Below are 19,439 nucleotides of genomic sequence, written 5' to 3'. Positions count from 1 at the left end.
CAAAACTTGAGGGCAAACGTGTCGGGCTGGTCCGCATGGATAGCGGTTTCTTTGCGAAGGAAATACTTGACTATCTGGAAATGAAAGGGTTACACTATATCATTGCCTGCCGTTTCAACAATCGTATAAAGTACAGTCTCACCCATGAACGCAAATGGATAGAGCTAACAGACGGATTGGAAATATCCGAAACCATCTATCAGGCAAACGGTTGGGAGAAGCCTAGACGCATTGTGATGGTCAGGCAAGAAATAGACAAGCGCCCCAAAGCTGCAGGAAAGCAAATCAAGCAACTGGAGCTTTTTGAGGATGAGCAGGATTTCGGAAAATACCGATACAGCTGCTTTGTAACAGACCTTGACCTGCCGGCCAAGATTGTATATGACTCATATCGCGGAAGAGCGGATTCTGAGAATAGGATAAAAGAATTGAAGAATGATTTCTCCATCGATGACTTTGTCACAAATAACTTCTGGGCAACAGAGGCATGTGGGAATTTCATTGTTATGGCATATAACTTTATGTCGTTGTTCAGACATGCGCTGATCAATTCCAACAAGAAGAAATTTCTGAAGACTATCCGATACGAGTTGATATCGACGCCAGCCTATCTGGGAAAAACAAAAGACAAGCACATCCTATATTTGGCTAGATCACTAAAAACACGACAATCATTCTTATCTATATGGGAAAAATTAAAGGATTTCTCTTTGCCGTACGACACAGAGAAATCCTAATGACCGATTTGGGTTTAATTATATCTACAGGGCAAAGATAGATGCTTGCTTAATGAGTATATACGTAGATGACAAGACAGGTGATGGCGACAGCTATCACGCATAAGACTCTAAACAGAATTTTAGCTAACTTCTTGCGGCGCTGAGCAGCACTCAAGTTCTTTCTTTTATAGATCTCGGCTTCATCCAAATGCTCGTGATGATGGATATGATGTCTATTGTTATTCGTAGTCATGTATAAAGTTTTTATGTGTTATTGGTAGTTTTGTCTAAGTCTAAATGTATTAGATTACAAAAGTAGATAATATAATTGATTTAGCAAACAAATCAAAGGCAAAAGTGATTGTTTTGCTATTTTTTAACAATACTAATTCCCGCATTGAGGCCATAAGTGTAACCGTAACCCACAATTATCCAGAGGTCAAATACTAAATGACTTCAAACTACAAAACAGATATTTCAAGTTTGGAATTATCAGAATCATAGTTCGCATTAGCCATTTCATGCCTCGCAATTTGCCCCAGATAGACTACCTGTCACATGTCGACATGAAACGACTGGTATGGCACGGTGCCAGACTAAATGAACCAACCGGGCGTGAGCCTCGACACAAGGAACAACGAGAGGAAGAATAGGGTAGTGGTGAAAGAAAACAAACAGGAGGAAAACAAACGATGCTTTCCTCCTGGTCGGGATGGTAGGAATGATGGCTTTAGAAACGGAAAGCCAGTTCTACATCTACCATATTATAATTATGTTTGGTCAGACTGCGGTCATTGACAAACGCATATTCTCCACTCAACTTGAGATTGCGGCAGAACTCATAGTCCAGGCCCACCTCATAGAATGTCTTCTGCTTGGAGGCATCGCCTGAGGGCTGATACATATCATAACGGGCTTTGGCGTGCATCTTCTTCTTGATGATTGGGGCAATAACCAGAGCATAGACACCTTGCGCCTTGTCACCGTTCTTGCTAAGCTCGAAGTCGGTAGCATTCTCCGGCTTCTGATAGCGTGTCTTGAAAGCCAAGCCTGTACTATGGGCATACTCAGAGCGGAATGTCCAGTCGTTGGTTACATATTCTGCAGAAAAGGCATATCTGCGTTGGGGCAGACTCAAAATCTCTGTGACTTTACCGTGGTCAGTATCAACTGTGCGTTTACGTGCATAAGAGCCAGTCCAACCAAAAGCACCGATTCTCATACCAGCAACAGGCATAACCCAAACTCCACCGATGATGTCTTTGCGCTGATCTACATCTTTAACGTTGATACCCTGTCCATTGAATACACCTACCTGGTAATGAAGCAGGTTGCGGCCGTTGGCATTGGGCAGGAAATCGCCCTGCAACTGGACACCGATATCGCGGCCGTTGCTGGCGTGGGCACCAGCACGGTCATTGAAACCTGCGATGGAGGAGGTAATCTGGCTGTAGCTCATGAACCCTTGATCTACTGGGTGCATGGGATTCTCAAAAGAGAATGGACGCTTGAACTGTCCTGCCTTTATCTTGAAGTAACCATATTTCTGCCACTCCGCAAAAAGGTCAACGACACGGGGAGAATTGCCAAGATCCGTGGTGTTGCCATTAAACTGAATTTGGGCTTTCCAATAAAAGTCATCAAGTATACGGCCATCGAGGCTTACACGTGCCAATCTCAAGTTGAAAGAGTTGGACTTGTCATTAACTTTGCTGCTACTTTGGTATTGTACGATGCCATAACCCGATAGCTTTACATTGTTAATCCAAGAAGCAGGTTTGTTCTGCGCATAGCTGGCAAAGGCGGTCATCAAAGCCATAGCCAGCATTATTGATTTCTTCATTTTATATTAAGTATTTTAGTTATTATTCTCAGAAGTGCGCTTGACCAGCAGAACAACATTCTCCACATGAGGCGTATGAGGAAACATGTCTACAGGCTGAACTTTGGCCACTTTGTATTCGGCATCCATCAACGCCAAGTCCCTTGCCTGCGTTGCAGGGTTACAGCTCACATATACAATGCGTTCGGGCGACGCGTTAAGGATCACATTTACCACATCAGGATGCATTCCTGCGCGTGGGGGGTCGGTGATAATCACATCTGGACGTCCATGCTCCTTGACGAAGTCATCGGTAAGGATGTCCTTCATGTCACCGGCATAGAACAATGTATTGTCGATATTGTTGATTTTGCTATTGACCTTTGCATCGGCAATCGCCTCGGGAACATACTCGATGCCGACCACCTTGCGGGCACGTCTGGCTACGAAGTTGGCAATGGTTCCCGTTCCCGTGTACAAGTCGTAAACGAGCTCGTTACCAGACAATTGGGCAAAGTCACGGGCTACACAGTAGAGGTGATAAGCCTGATCGGTATTGGTCTGATAGAAACTCTTGGGGCCTACCTTGAACTTGAGGTCTTCCATGGCTTCATAAATGAAGTCCTTTCCCTTGAACAGCGTCAGTTCCAAATCGTTGAACGTATCGTTGCCTTTCTGGTTGTCTACATAGAATATGGATGTAAGTTGAGGGAACTTGTCTGCAATATGATTGAGCAGTAAGAGGGCTTTCTGCTCGTCGCCCTCCTCATCGTAATGGAACTGCAGAATAAGCATCCATTCGCCGGTATTGGAGTTGCGGAAAACCATGTCGCGCAGCAATCCTACCTGATTACGTATATCATAATAGGTATAACCATGGGCAAGCGTGAAATCGCGTATCTCATTGCGTATCTGATTGTGCAAGTCATCCATCAGATGACACTTGGAGATGGGATAAATCTTATCAAAAGCGCCAGTAATATGAAATCCAATTGCCGGTTCGCTCAAGTTGCTTGGGCCATCTTCGGTCCTTGGAGGCAATGCAGCTACCTCCTCTTTGGTGTACCAACGCTTGTTAGCGCAGCCAAATTCAAGTTTATTGCGATATTCGCAGGTTTTTTCTGAACCCAGAATGGTCATAAACTCGGGCAATTCAACTTTCCCGATACGCGAGAGTTGGTCATAGACCTGCTGTTGCTTGGCTTTTAGCTGCTCCGAATACAAAAGATTCTGCCACTTACAACCTCCGCAAATGCCGAAATGGTCGCACATGGGCTGGGTGCGCAATGCACTGTATTCAATAAATCTGACAGCCTCGGCTTCGCAATATTTGTGTTTCTTCTTTTTTACCTGCAAATCAACAATGTCGCCAGGTACTACAAAGGGTACGAATACGGCCATCTCATTGACATGGGCAACACACTTGCCTTCGGCTGCCACAGCTTCGATGGTCACGTTTTCCAATATGGGTAAGGGGTTACGCTTACGGGTCATAATTCTTTTTAAGGGCAAAGTTACAAATAAATTAGGTATTTGTAAATAATTTTTGCAGAAAATATGCTGCCCAAACCAAAAAACATAAAATGTAAACTCCACATGTCAATTTTTCAATAATTTACTTGGAGATATTCTAAAAATGAAGTAACTTTGCAATAATAGAAAAACTAAATAATTTTTGAATAAATTTGATAATATGAGTGAGAAAAGAGTCTATACTTTTGGCAATGGTAAAGCCGAAGGTAATGCAAAAATGAGAGAGGAACTCGGCGGCAAGGGCGCTAACCTTGCCGAGATGAACCTTATCGGAGTTCCAGTTCCTCCCGGTTTCACAATTACCACTGGTTGCTGTAATGAATATTACGAGGTGGGCCAGGAGAAAATCAAGGAAATTCTGAACGATGAAGTAACAGCTGCTGTCAAGCACATTGAAGAGCTGATGAACTCCAAATTTGGTGACGTCCAGAATCCTTTGTTGGTAAGTGTACGTTCTGGCGCCCGCGCATCTATGCCTGGTATGATGGACACCATCCTCAACCTGGGTCTTAATGACGAGGTAGCAGAAGGTTTGGTTCGCAAGACCAACAACCCTCATTTCGTATATGACTCATATCGTCGCTTCGTACAGATGTACGGTGACGTAGTTCTCGAGATGAAGCCCGTAAACAAGGAAGACATCGACCCATTCGAGGAAATTATTGAAAGCGTAAAGGCTGAACGTGGTATCAAGCTCGACAAGGACTTATCTGTAGAGGAACTGAAGAAGCTGGTTGAACTGTTCAAGACCGCTATCAAGGAACGTACTGGCAAAGATTTCCCCGATGATCCTATCGAGCAGCTTTGGGGTGCCATCTGCGCAGTATTCCGCAGCTGGATGAACGAGCGTGCTATCCTGTACCGCAAGATGGAAGGAATTCCAGACGAGTGGGGTACCGCTGTTAGCGTTATGGCCATGGTATTCGGTAATATGGGTGAAACCAGTGCTACTGGCGTTTGCTTCAGCCGCGATGCCGGAAACGGTGAGAATCTCTTCAATGGTGAGTATCTCGTAAACGCACAGGGCGAGGACGTTGTTGCAGGAATCCGTACTCCTCAGCAGATTACCAAGATTGGCTCTCAGCGCTGGGCTGAGCGTGCAGGTATCAGCGAAGAGGAGCGCGTCAGCAAATATCCTTCTATGGAAGAGGCTATGCCTGAGATTTACAACCAGCTGAATGAACTCCAGGATATGCTTGAGCACCACTATCGCGATATGCAGGATATGGAGTTCACTGTTCAGGAGGGCAAGCTGTGGTTCCTTCAAACCCGTAACGGCAAACGTACCGGTACCGCAATGGTTAAGATTGCCATCGACCTGCTGCATGAGGGTATGATTGACGAGAAGACAGCCATCATGCGCTGCGAGCCTCAGAAGCTGGACGAACTGCTTCACCCCGTATTCGACAAACTTGAGCTTCAGAAGGCTAAGGTTATCACCCAGGGCCTGCCCGCTTCTCCCGGTGCCGCATGTGGCCAGATTGTATTCCATGCTGACGATGCACAGAAGTGGCACGCCGACGGCCATCGCGTAATTATGGTTCGTATCGAGACAAGCCCAGAAGACTTGGCTGGTATGGCATCTGCCGAGGGTATTCTTACCGCTCGTGGAGGTATGACCTCTCATGCTGCCGTAGTTGCCCGTGGTATGGGTAAGTGCTGTGTATCTGGTGCAGGTAGCATCAATGTAGATTATAAGACAAGAACTGTAGAAATCGACGGAGTCGTTTACAAGGAGGGTGATTATATCTCTCTCAATGGTTCAACCGGTCAGGTTTATGCAGGCGAAGTTCCCACCAAGGCTGCTGAGCTCAGCGGAGACTTCAAGGAGCTGATGGACCTCTGCGACAAGTATACCAAGTTGCAGGTTCGCACCAACGCAGACACTCCTCATGACGCAGCCGTAGCCCGCACATTCGGTGCCAAGGGTATCGGTCTTACACGTACTGAGCACATGTTCTTCGAAGACAAGAAGATTGTTGCAATGCGTGAAATGATTTTGGCTGACAGTGCCGAGGGACGCAAGAACGCTCTTGACAAGCTGTTGCCTTATCAGAAAGCAGACTTCAAGGGTATCCTTGAGGCTATGGATGGTTGCCCCGTCAACATCCGTCTGCTTGACCCACCTCTCCACGAGTTCGTTCCCCACGATCGTGCTGGCCAGGAAGTTATGGCAAAACAAATGGGCGTGGATGTTTCTGCTATCAAGCGTCGCGTTGAGAGCCTCGCAGAAAACAATCCTATGCTTGGTCACCGTGGTTGCCGTCTGGGAATCACATTCCCAGAGATTACTGCCATGCAGACTCGTGCCATCCTCTCTGCCGCTTGCGAACTGAAAAAGGAAGGCAAGAATCCTATGCCAGAGATTATGGTACCTCTTATCGGTACACTCAACGAGTTTAAGCAGCAGAAGGGTGTTATCCTCAAAGCCGCTGCCGAAGTATTCGAGGAGTATGGCGAGAAGATTGACTTTGAAATCGGTACAATGATTGAGATACCTCGTGCCGCCCTAATAGCAGACCGCATTGCTGAGGAGGCTGAGTATTTCAGCTTCGGTACCAACGACCTTACTCAGATGACCTTCGGTTACAGCCGCGATGACATCGCCAGCTTCTTGCCCGTATATCTTGAGAAGAAGATTCTGAAGGTCGATCCTTTCCAGGTTCTCGACCAGGCTGGTGTTGGTCAGTTGGTTAAGATGGCTGTAGAAAAGGGTCGTGCCGTACGTCCAAACCTGCTTACCGGTATCTGCGGTGAGCACGGAGGCGAACCCAGTTCAGTTAAGTTCTGTGCCAAGATTGGCCTCAACTACGCCAGCTGTTCACCTTTCCGCGTGCCAATAGCCCGTCTTGCTGCCGCGCAGGCTGCTGTTGAGGAATAATTCATTATTCTTAATTATAAAAGAGGTGGAGATAATATTCTCCACCTCTTTATATTTAATACATTATTATATATATACATATAAGAGTGAAGATAATCAAGATTCTTTTATCCTTTATCTTTTGCGTTCTGCCATTGACAGAAGCATTAGGAGAAGGTTTCGTCACTATAGATTTTGGAACTTCTAAAAAGGAAGCAACTGAACACTTTATTACAATGTGGGGCCAACCCGACATTGTTAACGATGAAGCCATCGTCTTTCTGAATAAAGACTATCGTGGCTTCAGGTTCAACAAGATTATTATCGGTTTTGAAAACAAGAGCGATGACCATCATTTCAATCAGGCTCGCTTCTTCATTGCCCGCCACGCAAGACACCATGCTGTTGTACAGCGCGACTCTATAGCCAGAGTAATGGCCCATAAGTATGGTTACGGCATCAGCACCGATTACGAGGAAAATGGAAACAAATTCTATAAAGGCGGCGCATCTCCAGAGACTATCGGCTTTCTGTTTACTATTTATACGCAGCGTAGAGAAGGTCGCTGGATGACCGAACTTCGCTTCGGTGCCTTTCATAAAATAAAGAAATAAATCATAAATCTCATGTTAAAAAACGCACAGGCAACAGCTGAAAGCGTAAAATTTGTGAATAATGTCACCACAATGGCCACATTATAGTTAAAAGATGTTATAACAGAACAAAATTTGCGCAAAAATACTTGCATAAATATATGATAATTATTAAATTTGCAGTGTGTTTTTCATGGTATTAGATTATTAAGGTTTAGAAGGATTGGTTGTCGTGAGACAATCAATCTTTTTTTTGCCCATAACATTCGGGAGATTTTCCATATGCGTTACAAGAACAACCAGAGTAAGGATATCGGTCGGGAGGATAGATGGCGATAGCGTTAAATCTATCTAAAAAGAAACATCTTGTTATGTCAGCTCAAATTCTTTTCGTACATTTGCAATCCCAAATTTTTGATTATGGCAGATAATAATAATTCTACTCGCCGCAAAGCGTCTTCGACAACAATTGATACCTCGTATGGTCACTTGCAGCCCCAAGCCCTGGATGTGGAAAGGTTGGTATTGGGCGCCTTGATGATAGACAAAGATGCATTTTCAGTAGTTTCTGAGTTTTTAAAACCTCAGACGTTTTATGAACCACGCAACCAAAAAATATATCAAGCTATCCAAACGCTTAATGTGGATGAGCATCCTGTTGATATCTCTACAGTTATAGAAGAATTAAAACGCGAAGGCACTCTTGATGACATCGGAGGTCCCTCGTATGTACTCCAGTTAAGCCATGACGTGGCTTCGTCTGCTCATATTGAATACCATGCACATATCCTGGCGCAAAAGTTCTTGGCACGCCAACTTATTTCTTATGCAGGCAACATTGAGACCAAAGCCTTTGACGAGTCCATTGATGTCAACGAACTGATGCAGGAGGCAGAGGGAAGCCTGTTTGAGTTGTCGCAGAATAACATGAAGAAGGACTATGTACAGGTTGATCCGGTTATCAATAAGGCTATCGAAATGCTTCAGAAGGCCGCCGAAACCACAGGAGGTCTTACTGGAGTACCAACAGGCTATACCAAACTTGATGAGAAGACCAGTGGCTGGCAGAAATCAGACCTTGTCATCATAGCCGGACGTCCTGCAATGGGTAAAACTTCTTTCGCTCTGTCACTTGCCAAAAACATTGCTGTAGACTATAAATTCCCCATTGCTTTCTTCTCACTTGAAATGAGCAATGTCCAGCTTGTCAACCGCCTTATTTCCAACGTTTGCTCCATTTCGGGCAGCAAAATGCTTAACGGTCAATTGTCCCATGACGAGTGGGAGCGTCTTGACAAGGACATACGAAAACTCCAGGGTTCACCTATCTATATCGATGACACACCCGGATTGTCTATCTTTGAATTAAGAACCAAAGCTCGGCGATTGGTACGCGAAAAAGGGGTGAAGATTATAATGATTGACTACCTACAGTTGATGAACGCAAATGGTATGCGTTTCGGTAGCCGTCAAGAGGAGGTTGCCAAAATATCGCAGTCACTCAAGGGTCTGGCTAAAGAATTGGACATTCCCATTTTGGCTCTCTCTCAGCTCAACCGTACTGTAGAAGGTCGTGAAGGAGTCGAGGGAAAGCGTCCACAACTTAGCGACTTGCGTGAATCGGGAGCCATTGAGCAGGATGCGGATATGGTAATGTTTGTACATCGTCCTGAATATTATCATATCTTCCAGGATGACAAGGGACGCGACCTGCATGGAATGGCGCAGATTATCATTGCCAAACACCGTAAAGGAGCAACTGGTGATGTGCTTCTTACCTTCAAGGGCGAGTTTACACGCTTTCAAAACCCAGAAAACGAGAATGGTCCTGAACCTCAAGGTCCCAACGGGGAAATTATCGGCAGTCGCATGAATGACCCGTTGAGTGATGACACTTCGTTTCCACCGCCAGACATGCCATTCTAAGATATAAAACTTTAATTATGAAAGTATCAAAACTATTGTTGACGGCTGCCCTTTGTATAATCTGCGACATGGGTTATGCACAAAAGACCAATCCGCTGCGAGACAGTTTGAAGATTGCCGTCAACGAACTTGCATTCCATCCCGATTCGATAGACTTGCTGCTCAAGAAAGCTGCCTGGAATATCGAGTTGGGTGAGTGGAATTATGCCAAAGATGCTTATGATAAGGTGTTGGCGCTCCAACCCACCAATATCGCAGGCCTGTACTACCGGGCATATGTCAACGAGCAGTTGAGACGTTACAACTTTGCCCGTATGGACTATGAAAACCTACTTCTACTTGTACCCGGAAACTTTGAAGCGCAACTCGGCTTAGCCCTTCTCAATCAAAAGGACAAAAGATACACGCTGGCCCTTGACCAAATTAATCGCCTTGTTAGCCAATATCCCGACAGTGCACTTGCGTATGCTGCCCGAGGCGGTATGGAAATTGAGCGAGGAATGTATGATTTAGCATTAGACGATTACACGATGGCATTGAAGAAATCTCCGGGCAACACTGATTACCGTCTGAATCGTATAGATTTGTATATCCGCTTGGGTAAATTAGATGCTGCCAAAGCCGATCTTGATTGGATGGTAGTCCACGGTGTACCACGTGCAGCTCTGTTGGAACAGTACAAACGGCTAAAGCGTTAGCCTATAACGACATTCTTGATCAAATGCTTTCGGCCAATGCCTTCCACAAAGCATCAGATGGGGTAGGGGCTTCCACCTGTATTGTATCTTTAGATACCGGATGAACAAACTCAATACGCTTGGCCATGAGGGAAATGCTGCCATCAGGGTTAGATCGCGGAAAACCATATTTCAGGTCGCCCTTGATAGGGCAGCCCATATGGCTCAGCTGACATCTTATCTGGTGATGCCTTCCAGTCATAAGATGCACTTCAAGCAAGGTGTATCTGTCTGTTCTTGCCAGCACGGAATACCGCAAACAGGCATTCTTAGAGTTCTTTACTTCGTGATCATAGGCGTAGCTTTTATTTTGTTTCTCGTTACGCACTATCCAATTATTCAGTTCGGCTTCACTCTGTATTGGTGTGTTTTTCACTATTGCCCAATAGGTTTTGTGTACGTCTCCCTTGCGGAACATTTCATTGAGACGTGCAAGAGCCTTAGATGTTTTAGCAAAGACAACTAACCCACTTACAGGTCTATCTAAGCGATGCACCACACCGAGGAATACGTTCCCCGGTTTGTGGTACTTCACCTTAATATATTCTTTCACCGTCTCCGAGAGAGGGCGATCGCCGGTTTTATCTCCCTGAACGATCTCGCCACTCTGCTTGTTGACGATAATGATATGATTGTCTTCGTATACTACTTCCATTACATATTCATGCCGCCGTCAACCTGTATTACCTGGCCACTTACGTATGATGACATGTCTGAAGCGAGGAACAGACATACATTAGCAATGTCGTTGGTCTGTCCGCCACGACGCAGAGGAATCTTCTTCATCCAGTCTTTGCGGATATCCTCAGAAAGCTGAGCTGTCATAGGTGTCTCAATGAAACCTGGTGCTACTGCATTTGCACGAACGCCCTTAGGTCCAAGTTCCTGTGCAATTGACTTTGCCAATCCAATCATACCCGCCTTTGAGGCAGAGTAGTTACACTGGCCAGCATTACCATGAACTCCAACTACAGAAGACATGTTGATGATTGAACCACCACGCTGACGCAACATAATGGGGGCACAAGCATGGATGAAGTTGAATGCAGACTTTAGGTTTACATTGAGTACTGCATCCCACTGAGCTTCCGACATACGGAGCATCAGTCCATCCTTAGTGATACCAGCATTGTTGACCAATACGTCGATGCTGCCGAAATCAGCATGAATCTGCTTTACTACTTTTTCTGTCTCCTCGAAATCAGCGGCATTGCCAGCATATGCACGACATGTTACGCCCAGAGCTTCGATTTCCTTACGTGTTGCTTCGAGTCCAGCGGCCATATCGTCGTTGAGCACGAGGTCGGTAAATGCGATGTTTGCGCCTTCTGTGGCAAATTTCATTGCGACAGCTTTTCCGATGCCGCGTGCTGCTCCTGTGATAAGAGCAGTTTTACCTGTTAATAATCCCATGTTAATCTAATATTAAAGTAAATTTTATAATGTTCCTATAATCTATCGCTTATCCATGAATTCACGACTTTTACCCAAGGCTCCATATACCACCTTTGCCACCTGCGGCTTGCTTGTTTCCACGTTGAGACCGTGGCCTAATCGTCCGTATATGAAAGGCACTTCGAGTCCTTTGATACAATAGTGCGTGATGTCTGCGACCAGATCCACGTTGTCTATATCAAACTCTCCGTCAGCCTTACCATCAGAATAAACCTTACGGAAGAGCTCAATCTCGTATTCGTCAAAATTCTTTCTAACTTTTTCGACCATCCATATATTACGGAAGAATTCTGCACGCAGATTTCCATTGCGTACAACCGTTTCGCGTATCATGCTGAGATGTGTATATATAAGTTCGATGATTTTTTCCTGTGGGGGAATCTTCTTGTTTGCCACTTCATCAAGTTTTTCAGACAAACGCTCCAATTCAGACTCAATGACAGCAGAAAAGATTTCCTCTTTACGATTAAAGTATGTATAGAGGGTTCGGCGACCTTTGCCTGAAGCGACTGCAATGTCGTTCATAGTGGTGTTAGCTATACCTTTCTTGGCAAACAGCTGACGAGCTACGTCTACCAGCATCTGTCTTGTCTTGGATATGGACATAATCTATAACAATCTAAAGGCGTACAAAATTGCACATGCCAATTTTATTGTGCAAAAGTAGGGACTTTTAGGGAATAATACAAACAATTCGCTCCCAATTTTTAGAGAAGTATTAAAAAACTTTAATTCCACGACAGCTATAGTCACAATACCAAGTTAGGAAATTAATTCGAGATGGGCCATATTGATTAATCGAAAAATTCCAGGGGCGTTGATAACATGGAATGATAAATTGACATCAAGTGAAACTAACACGACTAAAAGTTTAACCACTAAAAAAGACTACACATTAATAATTACTACGCCCAAAGCAACAAAAATCAGAACTGAAGCGAAACAAACAGAATGTATTAAATGAAAGCACTGTTATTTTCTACCATTCCGCAGTATTCGAGAAAAGAATAGGACATGCAGTCATAATATTTATTTAACATAATGGCGATTATATTATTTTTCTATCTATTCACATTTGGGTTTATATTTGGTATTTGTGACAAATTTATGAAGATAAAGTGAAGTGCGTGCTTTAATTTATTTTTTTCATGACTTTCCTTTTTCTTTTCAGCATTTTATTTTTTCTTTTCAGCATTTTATTACTATATTTGCAACTGATTAAACAAGATATAGAATATAGACAACAAGATATAGAAATATAGACAATGACTTATATTGAAACAGGCGACGAACAGACCCACCGGCTGAGTTTCTATCTCGCCATGGAAGAATATATAGCACGCCATTTGTTACATCAAGACGATTGCTTCTTCATGTGGCAAGTGGAGCCCTCCGTAATATTCGGACGCAATCAGGTTCCTCAGAACGAGGTAAATATAGAATACTGTATCGAGCATGGCATACAAACTTACCGCCGCAAGAGCGGAGGTGGATGTGTCTATGCTGACCAAAGCAACGTGATGCTCTCCTATATAACTCCTGACGCCAATGTGACCGATACGTTCAGCAGATATATGCGAATGGTAGCCGACACTCTGCAGGAAATAGGTATCGACGCTCATCCCAACGACCACAACGACATCATGATTGGCGACCGCAAGGTGTCGGGCAATGCCATCTACCGGCTGCCAGGCAGCATCATCGCCCATGGCACTCTGCTCTACGATACAGATATGGAACATATGATGCACGCCATTACCCCCTCACGGCAGAAGCTCGACCGTCATGGAGTAGAGAGTGTACGTCAACGCATCTGCCTGCTTAAAGACTATACTCCACTCCCCTTTGCAGATATACGCGCAAAGATACGCCAGCACCTCTGCCAAACGACCTATACGCTGACAGAGCATGACCGCGAAAAGGTGAGAGAGATAGAGCTCGAATACCTTGACCCTCAGTTTATCGGAATTGCAGACTAATAACATTAACAGACAAGATATGGAAAACAAGAAAACGTGTCTCTATGACAAACATGTAGCGCTGGGCGCACTCATCTCTCCCTTCGGCGGTTTTGACATGCCGATACAGTACAGCTCCATCATCGATGAGCATCAGGCAGTAAGACAACACTGCGGTGTATTCGATGTGTCACACATGGGCGAAGTACGCGTAAGCGGTCCAGACGCCGAAAAATATGTAAACCACATATTCACCAACGACATCAAGGACGCCCCACAGGGCAAAATATACTATGGCATGATGTGCTACCCCAACGGTGGCACCGTAGATGACCTGCTCGTCTACAAGATGGGACATCAAGACTATTTCATCGTCATCAATGCTGCCAACATTGACAAAGATGTGGAATGGATGAAAGGCCACGCCGAGGGATTTGACATCACGCTCGACCACTGCTCTGACCGTTATGGCCAGCTGGCCGTGCAAGGTCCTGAATCGCCACAGGTGATGCTCGACATTCTGGGCCTCGACTGCAATGACCTCGTTTTCTACACCGTCAAGACCATTACCCTGGCTGATGGAGAAGAGATTATCGTATCACGTACTGGATATACTGGCGAAGACGGATTTGAGATCTATGGAAGCCACGACTATATACGTCAGGCATGGGACAAACTGATTGAAAGTGGCCAGTGCAAACCTTGCGGACTGGGTTGTCGCGACACACTGCGCTTCGAGGTTGGACTGCCTCTCTACGGTGACGAGCTCAGTCAGGACATCTCTCCCGTCATGGCCGGCCTTTCCATGTTCTGCAAACTCGACAAAGAAGAATTCATTGGTCGCGAAGCCCTGGCACAACAGAAAGCCGAAGGAGTAAGTAAGCGTCTTCGCGGAATAGAACTCGAGGGACACGCCGTGCCCCGACATGGCTACAAGGTGCTCAAAGATGGTGTGGAAGTAGGCGAAGTGACTACAGGCTACCGACTGATTTCCGTTGATAAGAGTTGCGCCGTAGCTCTTGTCGACAGCAGCATCCAGATGGGTGACACCGTAGAAGTTCAGATACGCAAGAAAACCTTCCCTGGTAAGGTTGTCAAGAAGAAGTTCTACGAGAAGCACTACCACAAGGCATAACCACCCCACCCCAACAACACAAAAATCAATAATCACTATTAAAGAATAAAACTATGGCAACAGTAATGGAAGGACTCTATTATGCAGAGTCACACGAGTATGTAAAAGTAGAAGGCGAATTCGGCTACGTAGGCATCACAGACTATGCTCAGCACGAATTGGGCAACGTAGTATATGTAGATATGCCCGAAGTTGACGACGAAGTGACTGCCGGCGAAGAATTTGGTGCTGTAGAAAGCGTCAAAGCTGCTTCTGATTTGCTCTCCCCCGTCAGCGGAACTGTGGTAGAAGTTAACGAAGAGCTCGAAGACCAACCCGAGAAAATCAACGAAGATGCCTTCGGCAACTGGATTATAAAAGTAAAGCTCAGCGACCCATCGGAACTCGACAATCTTATGGACGCCAAGGCCTACGCTGAAATGACCAAATAAAAGGTTTAATCACACTGACACAACCATTCAAGTTATGGCATACAAATATTTTCCACAGACAGAGGAAGACATCCGCGAAATGCTGGCCAAGATAGGCGCGGGCTCGCTGGATGACCTCTATGCGGAAGTGCCCGACGAAATACGCTATAAAGGCGAATACCGACTGCCCGACGCAATGAGCGAGGTAGAAGTACGCCAGTTTATAGGCAAGTTGGCACAGAACAACAAGCAGCTTGTATGCTTTGCCGGAGCCGGAATCTATGACCACTACACCCCGTCGGCCATTCCTTCACTGATAGCACGCTCCGAGTTTCTTACAAGCTACACCCCCTACCAGGCCGAGATTTCACAAGGTACCCTCCACTACATCTTCGAATACCAATCGATGATGAGCGAACTCACCGGAATGGAAATCTCCAACGCATCAATGTATGACGGCACCACTGCTACAGCGGAAGCTGTACTCATGGCCAACGCTTCGAGCAAGAAGTCTAACCGTGTGCTCGTATCTGAGACACTCGACCCCAAAACTCGCAGTGTAGTGGACACCTATGCCCATTACCACGGAGTGGAACTGGTTACGATTCCCGCTCAAGACGGAGTGACCTCACACCAAGCCCTTGCTTCGCTCGTTGACGAAGCTCCCGTGGCAGGAGTTGTAGTACAGCAGCCCAACCGATATGGCATCATCGAAGACTTTACAGGTATGGCAGACCTCTGTCACGACCATAAAGCCCTCTTCATCATCAACAGTATTGCAGCCAACCTGACCCTCCTCAAGACCCCAGGAGAATGGGGCGCTGACATTGCTGTAGGCGACGGACAGTCACTCGGTATTCCAATGACCTACGGAGGCCCCTCGGTAGGCTACATGTGCTGTACAGAGAAGATGATGCGCAAGATGCCGGGACGCATCGTTGGCAAGACCACCGACCACGACGGACGACGCGCCTTCGTACTCACATTGCAGGCTCGCGAGCAACACATACGCCGTCAGAAAGCCACCAGCAACATTTGCAGCAACGAGTCACTCATGGCTCTCTTTGTGACCATTTACATGAGCTTGATGGGCAAGGAAGGTCTGAAAGAAGCTGCCCAACTCTCCTATGACGCAGCCCACTATCTCTACGACAATCTGCTCAAGAGCGATAGCTTCTCCCCCACTTTCGACCAGCCTTTCTTCAATGAGTTCTGCATCGATTACAAGGGAGATGTAGACCAACTCCTGAACAGACTCGAAGCAAATGGCATTTTGGGAGGTATCAAAATCGGTGACCATACCATCATGATGGCCGTAACGGAGAAACGCACCAAAGAAGAAGTTGACCTTTTAATTAGTTTGTGTCATGAACAGTAGATTATACGGAAACCTCATATTTGAGCTGTCACGCCCCGGCACCCGAGGCTACAGCCTGCCCCGCAACCACTTCGGCCATCATGCACTCCCTGACAGCCAGCGCCGTCAGCACGATGCAGAATTGCCCGAGTGTGACGAACTGACCGTTGTAAGACACTACACAAATCTTAGCGGCAACAACTTTGGCGTCAACAATGGTTTCTATCCTCTCGGCAGTTGTACGATGAAGTACAATCCATGCATCAATGAGGAAATAGCCAACCTCCCACAGTTTGCCAACCTCCATCCCGCCCAGTCTACAGATAGCTGCCAGGGAGCCCTCGAGGTAGAATACAACCTACAGCAGTCGCTTGCCGAACTTACCGGATTGGCTGACTTCACTCTGAATCCCTTTGCCGGTGCTCACGGAGAGCTCACCGGACTGATGATTATCAGCAACTATCACCAGCAACGTGGTGATACCAAGCGCAAGAAGGTAATCGTGCCCGACTCAGCCCATGGTACTAACCCTGCATCAGCAGCTGTATGCGGACTGGAGATTGTGGAAGTCAAGAGTACAGCCGAAGGCGTGGTTGACGTGGAAGACCTCAAGCCACTATTGGGAGATGACATCGCAGCTATGATGATGACCAATCCTAACACACTTGGTCTTTTTGAAACAAAGATACCTGAGATTGCGAAACTGGTACACGACTGCGGTGCACTGATGTACTACGATGGAGCCAACCTCAATCCCATGCTCGGTGCATGCCGCCCTGGAGATATGGGATTTGACGTTATGCACATCAATCTCCACAAGACATTCTCTACGCCCCATGGAGGCGGTGGTCCAGGAAGCGGCCCCGTTGGTGTGCGCAGCGGACTGGAGCAATATCTTCCCTCGCCCCACGTGGTTAAGCATGGCGACAAGTTCACTGTTACAAACGATAGCCACAACCATGTAGGAGCATGGCTTGGAAACTTCGGAGTGATTCTGCGCGCCTATACCTATATACTTACTTTGGGTCACGAGAATGTCAAGATGGTTGGTCCTTTGGCCACCCTCAATGCCAACTACATCAAGGAAAGTCTCAAAGACGTCTACGAGCTACCCATTGAGGGACTCTGCAAGCACGAATTCGTATTCGACGGACTCAAGGACAAATCTACCGATGTTACCACGATGGATGTGGCCAAGCGTCTGCTTGATTATGGCTACCACGCTCCCACTATCTACTTCCCACTCCTCTTCCATCAGGCTATGATGATTGAGCCCACAGAGAATGAGAGCAAACAGACTATCGACAGCTTCATCCACGTGATGCGACAGATTGCACAGGAAGCCAAGGAAAACCCAGATGTGGTGAAGACAGCTCCCCACAATGCGCCAATCTCTCGTGTTGACGACGTTCTGGCTGCCAAGCATCCTATACTCACCTATAAACAATTGGTCAATGACAAAGACTGATCTGATTATCATTGGAAGCGGCCCCGGAGGTTACCGGGCCGCCCAATATGCAGCACAGCACGGACTGGAAGTCATCATCTTTGAAGACCGTCAGGCCGGAGGAACGTGCCTTAACGAGGGATGTATACCCACCAAATGCCTGGTTCACGACTCCCTCAAAGGCACCCCATTTGAGCAGGCCATGCTACGAAAGGAGGAAGTTAGCGCACAGCTGCGTCAGGGAGTGGAGATACTCATGTCGCAGCCCCATGTCACAATGGTCAAGGCCCATGCCCGTATCACCGCCCCCGGCACTGTAGAGGCAGGAACAGAGACCTATAGCGCCGACAACATCATCATCGCTACTGGCAGCAGCGCCAAGATGCCACCCATCAGCGACATCGACAGACCAGAAGTGATGACATCTACCCAACTGCTACAACTAAAGTCGCTCCCCAAGCGCCTTGCCGTAGTAGGAGCAGGCGTGATAGGCATGGAGTTTGCCGCCATCTTTCATCGTATGGGTGTAGAGGTGGAAGTCTATGAATTCCTCAAGGAATGTCTGCCTATGATAGACAAGGACCTCGCTAAGCGCCTCCGCAAGAAGATGGAAAAAGACGGTATCAAATTCAACATGGGTTATAGTGTAGAGAGCATTGCATCTCTTCAAGCCGACGCCGTGTTAGTGGCAACTGGTCGCAAACCCAATCTTGATGAAGACGAATTGCAGGCATTGGGCATAGAGTATGACCGCAGAGGTATCGTCACCGACAACAATATGCAGACATCGGTAACAGGTATCTATGCCATCGGCGACGTCAACGGTAAGGCTTTGCTCGCCCACGCTGCCACATTCCAGGGGTTCCGTGCAGTTAACCACATACTTCAACGGGCAGACTCTATCCGTCTTGACATCATGCCATCCGCGGTATTTACAGACCCGGAAGTCGCTACCGTCGGACTTACTGATGATGCCTGCAAGAAGGAGGGTATTACATGCAAAGTGCACAAAGGGTTCTATCGCTCCAACGGTAAGGCTCTGGCAGATGAAGCAACCGAAGGTCTGGCCAAAATTGTAACAGATGACGAGGGCCGCATAATAGGTTGCCACATTCTGGGTGCCCATGCAGCCGATATGGTACAGGAGATAGCCGCCCTCATGAACCAGGATGTCACGCTTGCACAACTTGCTGATATTGTGCACATCCACCCCACTTTGGGCGAAATCATCCAGGACATCGCTATCAACAGTTGATTTAATCTGACACGAAAAAAGTCAGACAATAGTTTTGTAAAATGAGCGATATGTTGTAATTTTGCATGCACAAAACAGGGGTTGCACCGATTCGATCGGGATAGTCATCACATTTAAAACAATTACCGAGAAAGCTCCTCTTGTCAATGGCGGGCCATATAAACTCCCTCAAGGGAACTAAGTCGAAAGACCGATGGATTACAAAGGCGGAGGGCACTCAAATCTTATTTAC

General features: G+C 46.4%; 16 protein-coding genes. 11 read left to right on the top strand and 5 right to left on the bottom strand.

All coding sequences use genetic code 11. The annotated features are described in order from the left end of the window. Positions 1-737, top strand: a 737-nt coding sequence (locus CIK87_RS09050) for a transposase (RefSeq protein WP_144008070.1), incomplete at its 5' end; no start/stop codon positions are given. A gap of 712 nt (positions 738-1,449) precedes the next feature. Here CIK87_RS09050 and CIK87_RS09045 read toward each other — a convergent pair. Both CIK87_RS09045 and rlmD read right to left on the bottom strand, forming a co-directional pair. Further along, on the bottom strand, positions 1,450-2,562 hold the full coding sequence (locus tag CIK87_RS09045; RefSeq protein ID WP_094386903.1) for a porin: 1,113 nt from the start codon (positions 2,560-2,562) through the stop codon (positions 1,450-1,452). Between the two features lie 15 nt (positions 2,563-2,577). Continuing rightward, a complete protein-coding gene (gene rlmD / locus CIK87_RS09040) occupies positions 2,578-4,035 on the bottom strand; it encodes a 23S rRNA (uracil(1939)-C(5))-methyltransferase RlmD (protein ID WP_094386902.1) in 1,458 nt (485 codons plus the stop codon). Positions 4,036-4,234: 199 nt separating this feature from the next. Between rlmD and ppdK the strand changes: the two genes are divergently transcribed. The 4 genes from ppdK (at position 4,235) to CIK87_RS09020 (ending at position 10,151) form a co-directional block, all read left to right on the top strand. Next, positions 4,235-6,955 (top strand): pyruvate, phosphate dikinase, encoded by a 2,721-nt coding sequence (gene ppdK, locus CIK87_RS09035; protein ID WP_094386901.1) that lies wholly within the window; start codon positions 4,235-4,237, stop codon positions 6,953-6,955. Positions 6,956-7,041: 86 nt separating this feature from the next. Continuing rightward, on the top strand, positions 7,042-7,548 hold the full coding sequence (locus CIK87_RS09030) for a hypothetical protein (protein ID WP_144008162.1): 507 nt from the start codon (positions 7,042-7,044) through the stop codon (positions 7,546-7,548). Between the two features lie 399 nt (positions 7,549-7,947). Continuing rightward, a complete protein-coding gene (gene dnaB / locus CIK87_RS09025; protein ID WP_022311414.1) occupies positions 7,948-9,453 on the top strand; it encodes a replicative DNA helicase in 1,506 nt (501 codons plus the stop codon). Between the two features lie 17 nt (positions 9,454-9,470). Next, positions 9,471-10,151, top strand: a complete 681-nt coding sequence (locus CIK87_RS09020) for a tetratricopeptide repeat protein (RefSeq protein ID WP_144008161.1) — start codon at positions 9,471-9,473, stop codon at positions 10,149-10,151. A gap of 19 nt (positions 10,152-10,170) precedes the next feature. Here CIK87_RS09020 and CIK87_RS09015 read toward each other — a convergent pair whose 3' ends face one another. From CIK87_RS09015 to CIK87_RS09005, 3 genes are read right to left on the bottom strand one after another with little or no spacing between them, the layout of a single operon-like run. Further along, positions 10,171-10,845, bottom strand: coding sequence for an RluA family pseudouridine synthase (locus CIK87_RS09015; protein ID WP_094386898.1), 675 nt, complete (start codon positions 10,843-10,845; stop codon positions 10,171-10,173). Continuing rightward, a complete protein-coding gene (gene fabG, locus CIK87_RS09010) occupies positions 10,845-11,603 on the bottom strand; it encodes a 3-oxoacyl-[acyl-carrier-protein] reductase (protein ID WP_022311417.1) in 759 nt (252 codons plus the stop codon). Before fabG ends, CIK87_RS09015 begins: the two co-directional genes overlap by 1 nt. A gap of 42 nt (positions 11,604-11,645) precedes the next feature. Continuing rightward, on the bottom strand, positions 11,646-12,251 hold the full coding sequence (locus CIK87_RS09005; protein WP_094386897.1) for a TetR/AcrR family transcriptional regulator: 606 nt from the start codon (positions 12,249-12,251) through the stop codon (positions 11,646-11,648). 659 nt (positions 12,252-12,910) lie between these two features. Between CIK87_RS09005 and CIK87_RS09000 the strand changes: the two genes are divergently transcribed. Genes CIK87_RS09000 through CIK87_RS08975 form a run of 6 tightly spaced genes read left to right on the top strand, consistent with a single transcriptional unit; the run spans position 12,911 to position 19,207 of the window. Then, the gene (locus CIK87_RS09000; RefSeq protein WP_022311419.1) at positions 12,911-13,624 is read left to right on the top strand and encodes a lipoate--protein ligase family protein; all 714 of its coding nucleotides are present in this window, start codon (positions 12,911-12,913) and stop codon (positions 13,622-13,624) included. A 19-nt stretch (positions 13,625-13,643) separates the two neighbouring features. Further along, positions 13,644-14,738, top strand: a complete 1,095-nt coding sequence (gene gcvT / locus CIK87_RS08995) for a glycine cleavage system aminomethyltransferase GcvT (protein WP_094386896.1) — start codon at positions 13,644-13,646, stop codon at positions 14,736-14,738. 53 nt (positions 14,739-14,791) lie between these two features. Beyond that, positions 14,792-15,169, top strand: a complete 378-nt coding sequence (gene gcvH / locus CIK87_RS08990) for a glycine cleavage system protein GcvH (protein ID WP_022311421.1) — start codon at positions 14,792-14,794, stop codon at positions 15,167-15,169. A gap of 34 nt (positions 15,170-15,203) precedes the next feature. Continuing rightward, positions 15,204-16,526 carry an aminomethyl-transferring glycine dehydrogenase subunit GcvPA gene (gcvPA, locus tag CIK87_RS08985; protein WP_094386895.1) on the top strand — a complete coding sequence of 441 codons (1,323 nt, stop codon included), beginning with the start codon at positions 15,204-15,206 and terminating at the stop codon, positions 16,524-16,526. Next, positions 16,516-17,973 carry an aminomethyl-transferring glycine dehydrogenase subunit GcvPB gene (gcvPB, locus tag CIK87_RS08980; RefSeq protein ID WP_022311423.1) on the top strand — a complete coding sequence of 486 codons (1,458 nt, stop codon included), beginning with the start codon at positions 16,516-16,518 and terminating at the stop codon, positions 17,971-17,973. The genes gcvPA and gcvPB overlap by 11 nt, the downstream gene beginning before the upstream one ends. Then, a complete protein-coding gene (locus CIK87_RS08975) occupies positions 17,960-19,207 on the top strand; it encodes an NAD(P)/FAD-dependent oxidoreductase (RefSeq protein ID WP_022311424.1) in 1,248 nt (415 codons plus the stop codon). The genes gcvPB and CIK87_RS08975 overlap by 14 nt, the downstream gene beginning before the upstream one ends. Positions 19,208-19,439: the final 232 nt, after the last annotated feature.

It is taken from the genome of Prevotella sp. P5-64, assembly GCF_002251285.1.
Lineage (GTDB): Bacteria > Bacteroidota > Bacteroidia > Bacteroidales > Bacteroidaceae > Prevotella.
Note: the sequence above shows the minus strand (reverse complement) of the source record. Positions and strands in the feature narration are given on the sequence as shown.